Below are 15,759 nucleotides of genomic sequence, written 5' to 3' on the forward strand. Positions count from 1 at the left end.
GTCAGGAAACAGGGTTGGATGGCAAGGCTAGACGGCGGCGCGGATGTCGCGGGCGCCGGCGGCCAGTTCCGCCGCGAGGGTTGCGACGGCGTCGATTCCCCCGCCGGACAGTGCCTTCACCAGCGCGGACCCGACGATGGCGCCGTCGGCGTACTCCAGCACCTCGCGCACCTGGGCGGGGGTGGAGATTCCCAGGCCGACACAGGCGTTGACGGAGCCGGCTTCCCGCAGGCGGGTGACGAGTACCCGGGCCGCCGAGTCCACATCGGACCGGGCTCCGGTGATACCCATGGTGGAGACCGCGTAGACGAATCCGCGGCTTCGGGTGACGGCCTGCAGCAGTCGCTCGTCCGAGGACGACGGGGCGGCCAGGAAGACCCTGTCGAGGCCGGCGCGCTCACTGGCATCCAGCCAGGTCTGAGCATCGTCGGGAATCAGGTCCGGCGTGATCAGCCCGGCTCCCCCGGCGGCGGCCAGATCGTCGGCGAACCTGTCGACGCCGTACTGCAGCACGGGGTTCCAGTAGGTCATCATCAGCACCGGGGTGTCGACCTGGCCCGTGATCGCAGCGACGGCCTCGAAGCCGTGCCGCAGACGGAAACCGTTGGCCAGGGCCTGCTGGGTGGCCGCCTGGATGACCGGGCCGTCCATGACGGGGTCGGAATACGGCAGACCGAGTTCGAGGATATCGACCCCGCTGGTGGCGATCGCGACGGCGGCGTCGATGCTCTCGGTCAGGGTGGGGAAGCCGACCGGCAGGTAGCCGATCAGGGCGCCGCCCCCGGCGGCCCGACGCGCGGCGATTGTGGTCTCGACGGTGCTTGTGTAACCGGTGCTTGCGTTCGTCACAGTTGCTGCGCTCCAGCGTCGAGAAGGTCGAAGTAGCGGCCGGCGGTTTCCATGTCCTTGTCGCCGCGACCCGAAAGGTTGACCAGGATGATCGAATCCGGCCCGAGCTGTTTGCCCAGCTCCAGGGTCCCTGCCAGGGCGTGCGCCGATTCGATGGCGGGAATGATGCCCTCGGTGCGGCTGAGCAGGCGCAGTGAGTCCATAGCTTCGGCGTCGGTGACGGGCAGGTAGCTGGCCCGGCCGATGCTGGCCAACCAGGCGTGCTCGGGACCGACGCCCGGGTAGTCGAGTCCAGCGGAGATCGAGTGGGACTCGACGGTCTGACCGTCTTCGTCCTGCAGCATCATGCTGCGCGCGCCGTGCAACACGCCGGGGCGGCCTTTGGTGAGTGTCGCGGCGTGCCGCAGGCCCTCGATGCCTTCGCCGCCGGCCTCGTAGCCGTACAGTGCCACCTCGGGGTCGTCGAGGAACGCGTGGAAGATGCCCATGGCGTTGGAACCGCCCCCGACGCAGGCGGTGACGGCGTCGGGCAGCCGCCCGGTGAGGTCGAGCACCTGCTGCCTGGCCTCTTCACCGATGATCTTCTGGAAGTCCCGCACCATGGCGGGGAACGGGTGCGGGCCGGCAACGGTGCCGAAGACGTAGTTGGTGGTCTCCACGTTGGTGACCCAGTCACGCATCGCGTCGTTGATGGCATCCTTGAGGGTGCGGGAGCCTGTCTTCACCGAGACGACCTCGGCGCCGAGCAGACGCATCCGGGCGACGTTGAGCGCCTGGCGCTCCGTGTCGACCTCACCCATGTAGACCACGCAGTCCAACCCGAAGAGGGCGGCGGCGGTCGCCGTGGCGACGCCGTGCTGACCGGCGCCGGTCTCGGCGATCACCCGCTTCTTGCCGATGCGCTTGGTGAGCAGCACCTGGCCGAGAACGTTGTTGATCTTGTGGGAGCCGGTGTGGTTGAGGTCTTCGCGCTTGAGGATGATGCGGGCACCGCCGCCGTGTGCGGCGAATCGGGGCACCTCGGTGATCAGCGACGGCCGGCCGGTGTAGCTGCGGTGCAGCTCGGACAACTCGGCGGCGAAGGCCGGGTCGGCCTTGGCGAGGGCGTACTCGGCCGAGAGCTCATCGAGGGCGGCCACCAGGGACTCCGGAACGAACCTGCCGCCGAAATCGCCGAAGTAGGGGCCGGACTGGGCGCGGAGGGAAGGATTTGCGCTGGACATCTATACCGCCAGGAATTCGTTGAGGGTGAGAATGGGATCGCTGGTGACGAGGGCTTCACCGACCAGCACGACGTCGGCGCCCGCGGCGCGGTAGTGCGCCACGTCGGCGGCGGTCTTGACCGCGGACTCCGCCACGCGGACGACGCCGGCGGGGATGCGGTCGGCCAGGCTCGCGAAGAGGTTCTGGTCGAGTTCGAAGGTGCTGAGGTTTCTGGCGTTCACGCCGACGAGGTTGGCGCCGACATCCAACGCCCGCTCGACCTCGTCCGCGCTGTGCGTCTCGACCAGCGGGGTCATGCCCAGTTCGAGTACCAGGCTGTGCAGGGCGCCCAGGGTGGTCTGGTCCAGGGCTGCGACGATGAGCAGCACGAGGTCAGCTCCCGCCGCGCGCGCTTCGAGAACCTGGTACGCGGTGCCGATGAAGTCCTTGCGCAGCACGGGAATCGACACGGACGCCTTGACCTGTTCCAGGTCGGCCAACGAGCCGAGGAACCGGCGACCCTCGGTGAGCACGCTGATGGCGCTGGCGCCACCGAACTCATAGGACACGGCCAGTGCGGCCGGGTCGGTGATCTCGGCCAGGGGGCCGCGGGACGGGCTGGCGCGCTTGACCTCGGCGATGATCTTCACCCGGTCGGACGGTGCGAGAGCGTGTAACGCGTCGAGGGCCGGGGCCTGGGCGAGCGCCTCGGCCTCTACGGTCGCCAGAGGGCGGTCCAGCCTGCGGGTCTCGGCGTCGGCGAGCGAACCGGTGAGAAGTTCTGCGAGGAGGTCGGAGGGCACTGTGTCAGTGGCTTCCGTCGACCGACGCCGCGCCGTAGCCCGCCTTGGCCATGATCCAGCCGGCGACGAGGCCGAGGAGTAGGAGGACGGCCGATGCCCAGACGAGCCAGACGACCTCGAAGAAGAACGCGACGGTGCCGATGGCGAACGCGATCAGCATGATGGTGACTGCGGTCCAGGCCGCCGTCGAATGGCCGTGGCCGGGGTCTGCCGACTCGAAGCTCATGGTTCTCCTAAAGGTCAGTGGGCGTGCGGGACAATTCTAGCTTGCCGGGTTAGTCAGGTCAGACGGTGGGGTCGTCGCCCCTGGTGAGGCCGTCCCAGTCGTCGACGGCGTCACGGGGGCGCCCCTGGCCGGTCGTGGCATCCGTCGCCGGTTCCAGGCGGGTGCTCTCGTAGCGCGTGGTCGGGCCGGGCCAACGCCGGGCGGTGGCGCACACGACGAGGCCGACGATGAGCATCAGGATGCCGGCGGCGAGGGCCAGGAACGGCCAGAAGGTCAGCTCGGCGCTGCTCACCGCCGAGCGGGTGGAGTCGACGCCGGCGAGGCCCGTGGCGGTGGTGACAGCGGCGGCGCTCGCGCCGATCGGGTCGGCCAGGGCCAGCGCGGCGGAGAGGATGACGCTGACTCCGAGGAGCGCTTCGAGCAGGCCCAGGATGGTGCGGATGACCACGCCGGCGATGGTGAGCGCCCCGGCCAGGGCGAGCCCGGCCAGGGCAAGGGCGGTCAGGCCCGGCGCCGCGATGTTGCCGGTGACGTCGAGGACCTGCTGAGCGGTGCCGTCCGCGGCGAGCCGCACGGTCACCCAGACCTGGGTCCAGGCCAGCAGGGCGAGCCCGCTCGCGGCTATCACGGCCAGGATCAGGGTCGGCTTGATGCGGCGCGGTGTGATCATTCAGTACACCCGGGTCATCGCGTTGGCCACGGCGACGGCGCGGAGCGGGGCCGCGGCCTTGTTCTGGGACTCCTGGAACTCCGACGCCGGATCGGAGTCGGCGACGAGCCCACCACCGGCCTGCACGTACGCGACACCGTTCATGATCGTCGCGGTGCGGATGGCGATGGCCAGGTCGGCGTCGCCGGCGAAACCGAAGTAGCCCACCACCCCGCCGTACACGCCGCGCTGGGCCGGTTCGAGGGAGTCGATGATCTCCAGCGCCCGTGGCTTCGGCGCACCGGAGAGGGTGCCGGCCGGGAAGGTGGCCCTGAAGACGTCGATCGCGGTCATCTCCGGCAGCAGGTCCCCCTCGACCGAGGAGACCAGGTGCATGATGTGGCTGAACCGTTCGATGCGCATGAACTCCGTCACCTCCACCGATCCGGCGCGGCAGACCTTGAGCAGGTCGTTGCGCGCCAGATCGACGAGCATGAGGTGCTCGGCGCGCTCCTTGGGGTCGCCGGCGAGCTCGGTTTCGAAGTCGGCGTCGGCCTCCGGTGTCGCGCCGCGGGGCTTGGACCCGGCGATGGGATGGGTGAAGACCCGGGTGTTCGCGACCTTCACCAGCGCCTCGGGTGAGGACCCGACGATCGAATACGGTTGGCCGCTGGTGGACTCGAGGCTGAGCAGGTACATGTACGGGCTGGGGTTGAGGCTGCGGAGCACCCTGTAGACGTCGATCGGGTCGGCGGTGCATTCCTGATCGAAGCGCTGCGAGATGACGACCTGGAACACGTCGCCGTCGACGATGTGCTGTTTGGACGTGCCGACAGCGGCGAGGAAATCTGCTCGCTCGGTGCGGTGCTGCGGGGCCGCCGGGGTGGACAGGTCGACCTCGGACACGAAGACCTCGGCCGGTTGGGTGAGCCGGGTCTGCAGGGCGTCCAGGCGCGCCTGGGCGGCCGGCCACAGGGTGTCCGTGGGGTCGGTGCCGTCGTTGAGCACGTTGGCGATGAGCTGCACGGTTCCGTACTTGTGGTCGATCACGACGAGGTCGGCCACGAAGCTGAACGCCTGGCCGGGCACGTCGTAGTCCGCGGGCGGACGGTTGGGCAGTCGCTCGATCTGGCGGATGGCCTCCCAGCCGATGAAGCCGACCAGGCCGCCGGTCAGCGGCGGGTGCTCGGGCAGCCGCGGCGTCTGCCAGCGCTCGTAGAGGTAGGCGAGCGCGTTGAGCGGCGCCAGGTCGGTGGCGCCACCGAAGGCCCGCTCGGCGGAGACACCGTAGTCGAGCCAGGCGGTGTCGTCGCCGGACTGGGTGAGCACACCGAAGGAGGACACCCCGACGAACGAGAACCGCGACCAGATGCCGCCCTGTTCGGCGGATTCGAGCAGGAAACTGCCCGCGGTGCCGTTGGCGAGTTTGCGGTAGATGCCCACCGGCGTCTCGCCGTCGGCGAAGAGCTCCCGGATCACCGGGATCACCCGGTGCTCGCCGAGCAGGCCGGCGAAGGTCTCCAGCGTGGTCGAGCCGGCGCTCATCGCTGAGCCTCGGGGAGGATCCCGGTCACGTCGATGCCACGACCGTCGAAGCAGGTGTGCGTGCCGGTGTGGCAGGCCGCGCCGATCTGCTCGACCTGCACGACGAGGGTGTCGGCGTCGCAGTCCAGGGCCGCTGAACGCACGAACTGGGCGTGGCCGGAGGTGTCGCCCTTGCGCCAGTACTCCTGCCGGCTGCGGGACCAGAAGGTGACGCGTCCCTCGGTGAGGGTGCGTCGGAGGGCCTCACGGTCCATCCAGCCCAGCATCAGCACCTCGGCGCTGTCCCACTGCTGGATCACGGCGGGCAGCAGCCCGGTGGCGTCGAAGCGGGCGGAGTCCAGAGCGGCGTCGACGTTCATCGGCGCACCACCATTCCGGCGTCGGCAAGCTCACGCTTGACGTCGCCAATCGTCAGGTCTCCGCTGTGGAAGACGGAGGCGGCCAGCACGGCGTCGGCTCCCGCCGTGATCGCCGGCGGGAAGTGCTCGAGAAGGCCCGCTCCCCCGGACGCGATCACCGGGACGGTGCTGAGCTCGCGCATGATCGTGATCAGTTCGAGGTCGAAGCCGGCCTTGGTGCCGTCGGCGTCGATGCTGTTCACCAGCAGTTCGCCGGCTCCCAGTTCGATCGCCTGGCGGGCCCAGGCGAGGGCGTCCAGGTCGGTTTCGGTGCGGCCGCCGTGCGTGGTGACCACAAAACCGGAGGGCATGCGCTGGCTGCGTTTGACGTCGAGGGAGAGCACCAGCACCTGGGCGCCGTACCTGTCGGCGATCTCGGAGATCAGCGCCGGTCGCAGGATGGCGGCGCTGTTCACGCCCACCTTGTCTGCGCCGCTGGCCTGCAGCCTGGACACGTCGTCGACGCTGCGGATGCCGCCGCCCACGGTGAGCGGGATGAAGACCTGCTCGGCGGTGGCCCGCACCACGTCATAGGTCGTCGAGCGGTCGTCGACGGTGGCTGTCACGTCGAGGAAGGTGAGTTCGTCCGCGCCCTGCTCGTAGTACCGCTTGGCGAGTTCGACGGGGTCACCGGCATCGCGCAGGTTCTGGAAGTTGACACCCTTGACGACGCGGCCGTTGGCCACGTCGAGGCACGGGATCACTCGAACGGCGAGGCCCATGGTTACAACCGGGCGTTGTGGATCGAGGTGACGAGGATGGCGCGGGCGCCGAGCTCGTAGAGCCGGTCCATCACGCTGTTGGTGTCCAGCCGCGGGATCATCACCCGTACGGCCACCCAGTTCGGGTCGCGCAGTGACGAGATCGTGGGCGACTCGATTCCGGACGCGGCCTGGCAGGCGGCGTCGAGGTTGTCCACGTGCACGTCGTAGTCCACGAGCACGTACTGGCGGGCCACGAGCACGCCCTGCAGGCGACGCAGCAGGGTGTTGATGCCCGCGTGCTCGTTCTCGGAGGTGATGAGCACCGCGGTCGACTCGAGGATGACCGGGCCGAAGATCTGCAGGCCGGCTTTCCGCAGGGTGGAGCCGGTGGAGACGACGTCGGCGACGGCATCCGCCACGCCGAGCTGGACGGCGGATTCGACGGCGCCGTCGAGGGTGACCAGGTCGACGGTGACGCCGTGACCGGCCAGGAAGGTGCCGACCAGGCCGGGGTAACTCGTCGCTACCCTGAGGCCCTCGAGGTCGGTGAGCTCGCTGAAGCGGCCGGCAGGCCCGGCGAAGCGGAAGGTGGAATCACCGAAGTCGAGGCTGGCGATTTCGCCGGCGGTCGAACGGGAGTCCAGCAGCAGGTCACGGCCGGTGATGCCGACGTCCAGCGCGCCGCTGCCGACGTAGGTGGCGATGTCCCGGGGACGCAGGTAGAAGAACTCCACGTCGTTGTGCGGGTCGGCCACGACCAGGTCGCGCGGGTCGCGGCGGCCGTTGTAGCCGGCCTCCGACAGCATCTGGGCGGCGGTCTCGGCGAGCGAGCCCTTGTTGGGCACAGCGATTCTCAACATGTCAATCTTTCCAAAGGTGGGTCTTGCCAAAGGCGGGTGGGTTTCGCGAGGTGACGACATCACAGATGTCGGTAGACGTCCTCGGGGGAAAGCCCCTTCGCCACCATCAGGACCTGCAGGTGGTAGATCAGCTGCGATATCTCTTCAGCGGTTTCGGTGTCGCTCTGGTACTCGGCGGCCATCCAGACTTCTGCGGCCTCTTCGACGATCTTCTTGCCGATGGCATGCACCCCGGCGTCGAGTTCACGGACGGTACCGGACCCAATCGGGCGGTCAAGAGCCTTCTGGCTTAGCTCAGCGAACAGGTCGTCGAATGTTTTCACCTCTACAGGTTACCGGTCCGGCACGCTAGTGCGCGTGCGCGTGCAGCTCGGCGGCCGAGCGGAGCCGGGCGATCTGCCCGGCCGGGTCGCCGTTGAAGACGCTGGATCCGGCCACGAAGGTGTTGGCGCCGGCCGCGGCGGCCTGTGCGATGGTGTCCTCGGTGATGCCACCGTCGACCTGCAGCCAGACGTCGAGGCCCCGCTGCCGCACGGCGTCGGCCAGGAGGCTGACCTTGGGCATCGTCGAGGCCATGAAGCTCTGCCCGCCGAAGCCCGGCTCGACCGTCATGACCAGGACCTGGTCGAACTCGTCGAGCAGGTCGAGGTAGGGCTCGACCGGGGTGCCGGGCTTGAGGGCGATGCCGGCCCTGGCGCCGATCGCGCGCAGGCGCCGGGCCAGGGCGACGGCATCCGTGGCCGCTTCGGCGTGGAAGGTCACCGAGTAGGCGCCGGCCTCTGCGTATGCGGGCGCCCAGCGGTCGGGGTCGTCGATCATCAGGTGGATGTCCAACGGGATCGGGGACACCTGCAGGAGGCGTTCCACGACGGGCAGGCCGAGGGTGAGGTTCGGCACGAAGTGGTTGTCCATGACGTCGACGTGGGCGAGGTCGGCGGTGCTGATGCGGCCGAATTCCCTTTCCAGGTTGGCGAAGTCTGCAGCGAGAATGCTCGGGTTGATCCGGGTAACCATGGTTTCACCCTACCGAATCGTCGCCGGCGGGCCGCTCAATGCCGCTGCGCAGTCCGGCTGCTCAGTCCGGCTGCCGCTGCAGCAGGGTGATGAACATCGCGTCGGTGCCGTGCCGGTGCGGCCAGAGCTGCACGCTGCCGGGGTCGCCGGCCAGGTCCAGCGGCTGCACGGCCAGGCCCTGCAACACCGCGGCCGTGTCCATCGGCGCGATCTTGTCGCCCCAGGCCTTGCGGGCGGTCGCCACGATCCCCCGGGTCTCGGCGATGTGCGGCGAGCAGGTGACGTAGGCCAGGATGCCGCCGGGCTTGAGGGCGCCGAGCGCCGCGTGGATCAGGGCGGACTGCAGGTCGGAGAGCTCCGCGACGTCCTTGGGCTGCTTCCGCCAGCGCGCCTCGGGGCGCCGGCGCAGGGCGCCGAGCCCGGTGCAGGGGGCGTCGAGCAGGATCCGGTCGAAGACCTGCGGCTGGTCCTCGCCGACCCAGGTGCCGTCCATCTCCCACACGGGCACGTCGGCGGGAACAGCGGCCAGCGCCGCCCGCACCAACTGTGCCCTGGCCGGGACGACCTCGTTGGCGACGAGGCTGGCGCCGCCGTTCAGGGCCTCCGCGGCGAGCAGGGCAGCCTTGCCGCCGGGTCCGGCGCACAGGTCGAGCCAGCGCTCGCCCTCCACAACCGGGCGGGCGCGGCTGAGGGCGAGGGCGGCGAGCTGGGAGCCCTCGTCCTGCACCCGCAGGCGACCGTTGCTGTCCTTCATCAGGTGGTGCGGGTCTCCCCCGGCGAGCACGAAGCCCGTGGGCGAGAAGGCGTTGGGGTCACCCAGCTCGGCGGTGTCCCCGGCGAGGCCGGGTAGCGCCACCATGTTGACCCGCGGTGCGGCGTTGTCGGCGGCGAGGAGCTCTTCGAGTTCTGCTTCGCGACCCTCTTGGCGCAGGGACTGCCGGAACGCCCGCACCACCCAGACCGGGTGCGAATACAGGGCCGCGAGGGTGTCGTCCGGCGACGTGGTGTCGGCGAGGATGCGTTCGCGCCACTCGTCGGCGCTGACCCGGGCGATCGCGCGCAGCACACCGTTGGTGAAGCCCGTCGCGGAGCGTGAGCCCACCTGGCGGGCAAGTTCGACGGATTCGTTGACGGCGGCGTGGGTGGCGACGCGGGTGGCCAGCAGTTGGTGCGCGCCGAGCCTGAGCACGTCGAGGATGGCCGGGTCGATGGCCGTGACGGGCCGGCCGGCGGCCTCGGCGATGACCCTGTCGTAGAAGCCCTGCATGCGCAGGGTGCCGTAGGTGAGCTCGGTGGCCAGCGCGGCGTCCGCCGTGTTGAGCGCCGCCCGCTGGATGCGGGTGGGCAGCAACAGGTTCGCGTACGCGTCGGATTCGCGGACGGCCGCGATCACCTCGTAGGCGACCCGGCGGGCGGGCTGCACGACGTAACTTGGACGTGCAGCGCTCGTGCGGGCAGCGTTCGTGTGGGCGGCGTTCGGGCGGGAGTCGCCCCGGCGGTCGCTCATGAGGCGATCACCTCGGATGCTGCCACTCCGCGCCACCAGTCAAGTGCTTTCATTGGGGTTTTTCCTGCCGGTTGTACGGTGATGAGTTCGAGCGGCTCCGTGCCGGTGCCGATCAGAACGCGTTTGTCGTGGAGGGTGATGTGTCCGGGGCTGAGGCCGGGTTGGCCGTGTGCCGGGGCCACGTCGTGGAGTTTGAGTCTGGCGCCGTCGATCTCGGTGAATGCGCCGGGTTCGGGGGTGACGCCGCGGATGATGGCGTGGACCGTCTCACCGGGCAGCGTCCAGTCCACCCGCGCGTCGGCGAGGCTGAGCTTGGGGGCGAGGGTGACCTCGCCGCTCTGTTCGACGGCCCGGATGCTGTCGGCTGCGAGGTCGTCGACGACGCGTCGGAGCAGTTCGGCACCGCTGTGGCTGAGGCTCTCCAGCAGGGTGCCCGCGGTGGCGTGCCGGCCGATGGGGACCCTGAGCTCGGCGAAGACGGCTCCGGCGTCGAGGTCGGCGACGAGCTGGAACACGGCGGCGCCGGTCTCGGCGTCTCCGGCCATGATCGCGCGTTGCACGGGCGCCGCACCGCGCCAGCGGGGCAACAGGGAGAAGTGCAGGTTGATCCAGCCCAGGCGGGGCGCGGAGAGCAGGGGCTCGCGCACCAGGCCGCCGTAGGCCACGATGACGCCGAGGTCGGCGTTCAGGGCGGTGATGGCCGCGGTCGCGTCGGCGTCGAGCCGGTTGGCCTTGATGACGGTCAGGCCGAGGCTTTCAGCGGCAGCGGCCACCGGTGACGGTGTGAGCACGCGTTTGCGACCGAGGGCGGCATCCGGGCGGGTCACCACGGCGGCGATCTCATGGTCGGAGGAGGCCAGGAGGGTCAGGCTGGGCACGGCAACCTGTGGGGTCCCGGCGAAGACGAGTTTCATTTACAGCAGCTCCGGGTCGTCGAATCGTACTTTGAGTGTAGGTGCAGGACGGAACGCGGCGCCCTTGGGCTTGCGTCGGCCGGCCGCGTTGCGCACGATGGCGGCTTTGAGGGTGCGGGCGACCTCGTCGCCGAGCGGGTAGCCGAACCGCACGATGGCGCGCACGAGCGCGGGCCCGCCGGTCTTCTGGGCGGGGCCGGCGGGGTCGTGGCTGACCGGGCCGAGCACGTCGAGACCGGGCAGCTCGGCCAGCGACTCGATGGCCGTCTCGACCTCCGCGGTGGTTCCGGTGACGGAGGCCACCCGCACCGCCGGCGGGAAGCGTAGCTGGCGGCGGTCGGCGAGTTCGGCGGCGGCGTAGGGACCTGGCTGCCAGGTGTTCAGGGCGTGGGCGAGGGCCCCGCCCACTCCGGCGAGCATCACTGAGGCGCCGGGAGCGGCCAGCGCTGCGGCGTTGGCCCACCAGCGCAGGCAGTCCTCCCCCACCCGCAGCGACTCGCGGGCGAGCATCCGTTCGCCGTCGAGTAGCAGGATGGCGCTGTAGCCGTTGCGGGGTATCGGCTCGGCGCCGCGGGTGGCGATCACCAGGGCGGGCTCGGGCCCGATGGTCTGCACGGTGTGCTCGCCGTCGGCGACGATAACCCGGGAGCCCGGGAAGGCCCGGCCGAGCTCCTCGGCGGTGCGGCCGGTGCCGACGGTGACCACGCGCAGGGTGGTGGCCTCGCAGTGCGAGCAGTGCCAGCCGGCGGCGAGGTGGCCGCACCAGCGGCAGGCGGGTGTGGCGTTGGCATTGGCGAGGGCCAGCGGTCCCTGGCACTGAGTGCATCGGGCGGCTTTTCCGCAGGAGCGGCAGGCCAGCATCGGTGCGTAGCCGGGACTGGCGACCTGCACCAGCACGGGTCCGTTCCGCACGGCCTCCTTCGCGGCGAGCCACGCCGCTGACGGGATGCGGGCGGCCCTGGCCTGTGCGTCGGGTTCGGACTGGAAGGTGGTGGGGATCACCCTGGGGTGGCTGTCACGGGTGGGGTGCACGGCGCGCAACCAACCGATCTCGACCAGTCGTTCGGTCTCCACGCTGCGCGAGTGGCCGATGAAGACCAGCGCGCAGTCGGCGGCCTCCCGGCGGATCAGGGCGGCGTCGCGGGCGTGCACGTAGGGACTGAGCTGTTCGCCGTAGAGCGGGTCGCCGTCGTCCCACAGCACGATCAGCCCGAGGTCGTGCGCGGGGGCATACACCGCGGACCGGTTGCCGAGGATGATCCGCGGCCGGCCCTCGAGGAGGGTGAGGAAACCGCGGTAGCGGTCCGGATTGCTCTGCCTGGCGTCGACGCGGACGACGTCGTCCGCGGGCGCCAGCGTCGTCAGGGCGGCCTGAAGCTGGTCCTGGTCGCGGTAGTCCGGCACCACCAGGATGCTGCTCTTGCCCTGGCGCAGCGCCGATACGGCGAGTTCGGCCATGGTGATCGCCCAGGCACCCACGGTGCTGCCGCCGTCGTCCGGGCCGGGCAGACGCACCAGGCTGGGCACCGCGGCGACGCAGACGCGCAGCCGGTCGGCCACGATGGTGCCGAGTGTTTCCGGCGGGTATTCGGCGAAACCGGGTTCGGCCAGCGGGTCGGCCGGATTCGTGGCCGGCGCATCGGGTGTGGCGTCCCGTGCGGCGAGCCAGGCCTTTTCCACCCGCACGGCGCGGGGCGGCACGGCCAGGCGCACGATGTCGCTCGCGTTGCCGGCCGCCCGGTCGGCCAGGCGCCGGGCGAGCTGCCAGACGGGCTCGGTGAGCACGGGTACGGCGGACACTATCGAGTCGACCGGGCTGAGCTTGCCGCTGTAGCCGGTGTCGGCGCCGCCGATGCCGTCCAGGGTCGCCCCCTCGGTCGGAGCGACCGTCGCCGCGGCCTGCTTAGGGTCGATCAGCTCGATCAGGTAGCCGTCGGCCACTCGGTTCGCCGAGCGCAACGGAACCCGCACCCGCACCCCGGGCTGGGCGAGGTGCGCCAGCTCGTCGGGAATGGCGTAATCAAAGAGATGGTCCAGCTGCGGCAGGGGCGAGTCGATCAGCACCCTCGCGATGAGGCCGGTGCGGGTCATCTGCGGCCTCCAGGCTTCAGAGTCCGGCTGCGCTTCTCAGGTCATCAACCCTGTCGAGTCGTTCCCAGGTGAAGTCGGGCAGTTCGCGGCCGAAGTGGCCGTAGGTCGCGGTCTGGGCGTAGATCGGCCGCAGCAGGTCCAGGTCGTGGATGATCGCGGCGGGTCGAAGGTCGAAGACCTCGCGGATGGCGGCGGTGATGTCCTTGTCCGGCAGGGCGCCGGTGCCGAAGGTTTCCACGTAGAGGCCCACCGGGGAGGCGGTGCCGATGGCGTATGCCACCTGGATCTCGAGTCGCTCGGCCAGTCCGGCGGCGACGGCGTTCTTGGCGACCCAGCGCATGGCGTATGCGGCCGAGCGGTCGACCTTGGACGGGTCCTTACCGCTGAACGCACCGCCACCGTGCCGGCTGGATCCGCCGTAGGTGTCGATGATGATCTTGCGTCCCGTGAGTCCGGCGTCGCCCTGGGGGCCGCCGATCTCGAACCGGCCGGTGGGGTTCACCAGGGTGCGCAGATTGCTCGCGTCGAGGTCGACGCGCTCGAGCACGGGCTTGATGACGAGTTCGGCGATCTCGGCGCGCAGCTGCTCGGTGCGCACTGACGGGGAGTGCTGGGTGGAGAGCACGACGGTTTCGACGGTGCGGGGAACGATACCGTCGTAGCCGATGGTGACCTGGGTCTTGCCGTCGGGCCGGAGGTAACTCAGTTCTCCGGACTTGCGGACCTCGGCGAGGCGTTCGGCCATGCGGTGCGCGATCCAGATCGGGATCGGCATCAGCTCGGGGGTCTCGCGGGTGGCATAACCGAACATGATGCCCTGGTCGCCGGCGCCCTGGCGGTCGTAGTCGTCCAGGCTGTCCTGCTCCCGGCTTTCGTAGGCGTCGTCGACACCCTGGGCGATGTCGGGAGACTGCCCGCCGATGGAGATCTCGACACCGCAGGAGCGGCCGTCGAACCAGACGTCGGAGGAGTCGTAGCCGATGTCGGTGATGCACTTGCGCACGATCGACGGGATCTCGACGTAGCCCGCCGTGGTGACCTCACCGGCCACGTGAACGAGGCCGGTGGTGACGAGAGTCTCCACCGCGACCCGGCTGTGCGGGTCTTCGGTGAGGAGGGCGTCGAGGATGCTGTCGGAGATCTGGTCGCAGATCTTGTCCGGGTGGCCTTCGGTGACCGACTCCGAGGTGAAGAGGCGAAGATCGCTCATCGGGGCTCGTCTCAATTCTTGGATAAATGTGCTGCGGTTGATTGGTGTGCGGGTGCGAGCATGCCTGAACGCTCAGGGCCCGGGTGATGTCGGCCCAGGCGACACCGACTCAAGAGACGGGTGCGTCCGCTCGAATGGCGTCGATGCTGCTGCCCAGGATGCTGTCGAGAATACGGTGGGCCACCGACAATTTCGTTCCGTCGGCCTCCATCACTATATCTCCGGCGCCGTCCAGGACCTCGATTTGATTACGTTCGGTGGCGAACCCCTGCGTCCAACCGACCCTGTTGAGTACCAGGAGGTCGCAGCCCTTGCGGAGGATCTTGGTGCGGCCGAGTTCGCGGCGCGCCGTGTCGTCGGCTTCGGTTTCGGCGGCGAACCCCACGATGACCTGACCGGGGCGCCGGTCCTGCACGAGGCCGACGAGCACGTCGGGGTTGCGCACCAGGTCGAGGGTGACCCGGTCTCCCGCCACATCCTTCTTGATCTTGCCGTCCTGCACCTCCGCGGGCCGGTAGTCCGCGACGGCGGCGGCCATGATGACGATGTCGGCGGCTGCGGCGGCGTCCCGCATCGCCTGCTGCAGTTCCAGGGTGGTGCTGACGCTGTGCACGGAAGCGCCGGTCGGTGCAGCGACCTCTAGGTGCGCGGCGACCAGGGTCACGACGGCTCCCCTGGCCAGGGCCGCTTCGGCCAATGCGACGCCCTGGCGCCCGCTGGACCGGTTGCCGAGGAAGCGTACGGGGTCGAGGGGTTCTCGGGTGCCGCCGGCGCTGATCAGCACGTGCCGGCCGGCCAGGTCCGGAACCTGAACACTCGCGGGCGTGGCCGCGCGGTGGGCGGCGAGGGCGGCGAGGGCGGCGTCCACGATGGCGTCGGGTTCTTCCATCCGGCCCTGCCCGGAATCGGAGCCGGTCAACCGGCCGATGCCCGGCCCGACGATGGTGACGCCCCGACGGCGGAGCGTGGCGATGTTGGCCACCGTGGCGGGGTTGTTCCACATCTCGGTGTGCATCGCGGGGGCGATCACGAGCGGGGCGGTGCTGGCGAGGATGGTGTTGCCCAGCAGGTCGTCGGCCAGGCCGAGGGCAATCTTGGCGATGCTGTTGGCGGTGGCAGGGGCGATCACGATGAGGTCGGCGGACTGGCCGATGGCCACGTGACGCACCTCGGCAACGCCCTCGTAGAGGTCGGTGTGCACGGGGTTGCGGGAGATCGCCTCGAGCGTCGGCTTGCCGACGAACCGCAGTGCAGCCTCCGTGGCGACGACGTGGACGTCGTCCCCGAGCAGCACAAAAGCGCGCACGACGTTGACGGCCTTATAGGCAGCGATGCCGCCGGTTACCCCGACGACTATCGTGCGACCAGTCGACATCCTGCGCGCTTACGTGAGAGCTGCGTCGAGTTATTCGACGATGGGCTTCGAGGTGAGCTTGTCCTCGTTGATTTCGCGCAGTGCCACGGAGAGCGGCTTGTCGTCGACGGTGGAGTCGACGAGCGGTCCGACGTTGTCGAACAGGCTGCCTTCGTGAAGGTCTGCGTAGTAGTCGTTGATCTGGCGGGCGCGCTTGGAGGCGAAGATCACCAGGGCGTACTTGGAATCGACCTTGGTGAGCAGGTCGTCGATGGGCGGGTCAATGATGCCAGTGGGCTTGTTGGGCACGCTGTCACACTCCTTCATGCTGTTCAAGCAAAATGTACGGGCTGCGCGGTCATTTCATTGGTTTCCGTGGTCGGAAACCGGACATTGACCACGTTGATGCGCCTGGTCGACGCGAGGAATTCA

The 15,759-nt window shown here is 69.6% G+C and carries 17 protein-coding genes; all 17 read right to left on the reverse strand.

The features are described from left to right. Positions 1–27: 27 nt before the first annotated feature. Positions 28–849, reverse strand: coding sequence for a tryptophan synthase subunit alpha (trpA, locus tag E3T22_RS10230; protein WP_134480036.1), 822 nt, complete (start codon positions 847–849; stop codon positions 28–30). Then, the gene (gene trpB / locus E3T22_RS10235; protein ID WP_088456265.1) at positions 846–2,072 is read right to left on the reverse strand and encodes a tryptophan synthase subunit beta; all 1,227 of its coding nucleotides are present in this window, start codon (positions 2,070–2,072) and stop codon (positions 846–848) included. Before trpB ends, trpA begins: the two co-directional genes overlap by 4 nt. Then, positions 2,073–2,855 carry an indole-3-glycerol phosphate synthase TrpC gene (gene trpC, locus E3T22_RS10240; protein WP_088456266.1) on the reverse strand — a complete coding sequence of 261 codons (783 nt, stop codon included), beginning with the start codon at positions 2,853–2,855 and terminating at the stop codon, positions 2,073–2,075. Between the two features lie 4 nt (positions 2,856–2,859). After that, on the reverse strand, positions 2,860–3,081 hold the full coding sequence (locus E3T22_RS10245) for a DUF6704 family protein (RefSeq protein ID WP_088456267.1): 222 nt from the start codon (positions 3,079–3,081) through the stop codon (positions 2,860–2,862). Positions 3,082–3,139: 58 nt separating this feature from the next. Continuing rightward, the gene (locus tag E3T22_RS10250; protein WP_088456268.1) at positions 3,140–3,751 is read right to left on the reverse strand and encodes a Trp biosynthesis-associated membrane protein; all 612 of its coding nucleotides are present in this window, start codon (positions 3,749–3,751) and stop codon (positions 3,140–3,142) included. Next, a complete protein-coding gene (locus E3T22_RS10255; protein WP_134480038.1) occupies positions 3,752–5,275 on the reverse strand; it encodes an anthranilate synthase component I in 1,524 nt (507 codons plus the stop codon). Continuing rightward, entirely contained in the window at positions 5,272–5,634 is a 363-nt protein-coding gene (gene hisI, locus E3T22_RS10260) for a phosphoribosyl-AMP cyclohydrolase (RefSeq protein ID WP_088456270.1), read from the reverse strand. Before hisI ends, E3T22_RS10255 begins: the two co-directional genes overlap by 4 nt. Beyond that, positions 5,631–6,395 carry an imidazole glycerol phosphate synthase subunit HisF gene (hisF, locus tag E3T22_RS10265; RefSeq protein ID WP_088456271.1) on the reverse strand — a complete coding sequence of 255 codons (765 nt, stop codon included), beginning with the start codon at positions 6,393–6,395 and terminating at the stop codon, positions 5,631–5,633. Before hisF ends, hisI begins: the two co-directional genes overlap by 4 nt. 2 nt (positions 6,396–6,397) lie before the next feature. After that, the gene (hisG, locus tag E3T22_RS10270; RefSeq protein WP_088456272.1) at positions 6,398–7,237 is read right to left on the reverse strand and encodes an ATP phosphoribosyltransferase; all 840 of its coding nucleotides are present in this window, start codon (positions 7,235–7,237) and stop codon (positions 6,398–6,400) included. Between the two features lie 59 nt (positions 7,238–7,296). Next, positions 7,297–7,560, reverse strand: a complete 264-nt coding sequence (locus E3T22_RS10275) for a phosphoribosyl-ATP diphosphatase (RefSeq protein WP_088456273.1) — start codon at positions 7,558–7,560, stop codon at positions 7,297–7,299. A 25-nt stretch (positions 7,561–7,585) separates the two neighbouring features. Next, entirely contained in the window at positions 7,586–8,251 is a 666-nt protein-coding gene (gene rpe / locus E3T22_RS10280; protein ID WP_088456274.1) for a ribulose-phosphate 3-epimerase, read from the reverse strand. A gap of 61 nt (positions 8,252–8,312) precedes the next feature. Beyond that, the gene (locus E3T22_RS10285; RefSeq protein WP_134480040.1) at positions 8,313–9,758 is read right to left on the reverse strand and encodes an RsmB/NOP family class I SAM-dependent RNA methyltransferase; all 1,446 of its coding nucleotides are present in this window, start codon (positions 9,756–9,758) and stop codon (positions 8,313–8,315) included. After that, positions 9,755–10,672 (reverse strand): methionyl-tRNA formyltransferase, encoded by a 918-nt coding sequence (fmt, locus tag E3T22_RS10290; RefSeq protein ID WP_088456276.1) that lies wholly within the window; start codon positions 10,670–10,672, stop codon positions 9,755–9,757. The genes E3T22_RS10285 and fmt overlap by 4 nt, the downstream gene beginning before the upstream one ends. Beyond that, complete coding sequence (locus E3T22_RS10295; protein WP_134480042.1) at positions 10,673–12,763, reverse strand: primosomal protein N'; 2,091 nt, start codon at positions 12,761–12,763, stop codon at positions 10,673–10,675. A 16-nt stretch (positions 12,764–12,779) separates the two neighbouring features. Beyond that, on the reverse strand, positions 12,780–13,973 hold the full coding sequence (metK, locus tag E3T22_RS10300) for a methionine adenosyltransferase (protein ID WP_088456278.1): 1,194 nt from the start codon (positions 13,971–13,973) through the stop codon (positions 12,780–12,782). A 109-nt stretch (positions 13,974–14,082) separates the two neighbouring features. Continuing rightward, positions 14,083–15,348, reverse strand: coding sequence for a bifunctional phosphopantothenoylcysteine decarboxylase/phosphopantothenate--cysteine ligase CoaBC (coaBC, locus tag E3T22_RS10305; protein WP_134480044.1), 1,266 nt, complete (start codon positions 15,346–15,348; stop codon positions 14,083–14,085). A 30-nt stretch (positions 15,349–15,378) separates the two neighbouring features. Next, entirely contained in the window at positions 15,379–15,636 is a 258-nt protein-coding gene (gene rpoZ, locus E3T22_RS10310; protein ID WP_066595628.1) for a DNA-directed RNA polymerase subunit omega, read from the reverse strand. Positions 15,637–15,759: the final 123 nt, after the last annotated feature.

The sequence above is a fragment of the Cryobacterium sp. TMB3-10 genome, from assembly GCF_004402305.1.
In the GTDB taxonomy this organism is placed as follows: domain Bacteria; phylum Actinomycetota; class Actinomycetes; order Actinomycetales; family Microbacteriaceae; genus Cryobacterium; species Cryobacterium zongtaii.

Excerpts from the sequence above, each read along its gene's own strand:
- E3T22_RS10295 (WP_134480042.1), bottom strand. The coding sequence starts at position 12,763 with ATGACCCGCACCGGCCTCATCGCGAGGGTGCTGATCGACTCGCCCCTG.
- metK (WP_088456278.1), bottom strand. The coding sequence starts at position 13,973 with ATGAGCGATCTTCGCCTCTTCACCTCGGAGTCGGTCACCGAAGGCCAC.
- hisF (WP_088456271.1), bottom strand. The coding sequence starts at position 6,395 with ATGGGCCTCGCCGTTCGAGTGATCCCGTGCCTCGACGTGGCCAACGGC.
- fmt (WP_088456276.1), bottom strand. The coding sequence starts at position 10,672 with ATGAAACTCGTCTTCGCCGGGACCCCACAGGTTGCCGTGCCCAGCCTG.
- E3T22_RS10245 (WP_088456267.1), bottom strand. The coding sequence starts at position 3,081 with ATGAGCTTCGAGTCGGCAGACCCCGGCCACGGCCATTCGACGGCGGCC.
- E3T22_RS10255 (WP_134480038.1), bottom strand. The coding sequence starts at position 5,275 with ATGAGCGCCGGCTCGACCACGCTGGAGACCTTCGCCGGCCTGCTCGGC.
- rpe (WP_088456274.1), bottom strand. The coding sequence starts at position 8,251 with ATGGTTACCCGGATCAACCCGAGCATTCTCGCTGCAGACTTCGCCAAC.
- E3T22_RS10250 (WP_088456268.1), bottom strand. The coding sequence starts at position 3,751 with ATGATCACACCGCGCCGCATCAAGCCGACCCTGATCCTGGCCGTGATA.
- E3T22_RS10285 (WP_134480040.1), bottom strand. The coding sequence starts at position 9,758 with ATGAGCGACCGCCGGGGCGACTCCCGCCCGAACGCCGCCCACACGAAC.
- hisI (WP_088456270.1), bottom strand. The coding sequence starts at position 5,634 with ATGAACGTCGACGCCGCTCTGGACTCCGCCCGCTTCGACGCCACCGGG.
- hisG (WP_088456272.1), bottom strand. The coding sequence starts at position 7,237 with ATGTTGAGAATCGCTGTGCCCAACAAGGGCTCGCTCGCCGAGACCGCC.
- trpB (WP_088456265.1), bottom strand. The coding sequence starts at position 2,072 with ATGTCCAGCGCAAATCCTTCCCTCCGCGCCCAGTCCGGCCCCTACTTC.
- coaBC (WP_134480044.1), bottom strand. The coding sequence starts at position 15,348 with ATGTCGACTGGTCGCACGATAGTCGTCGGGGTAACCGGCGGCATCGCT.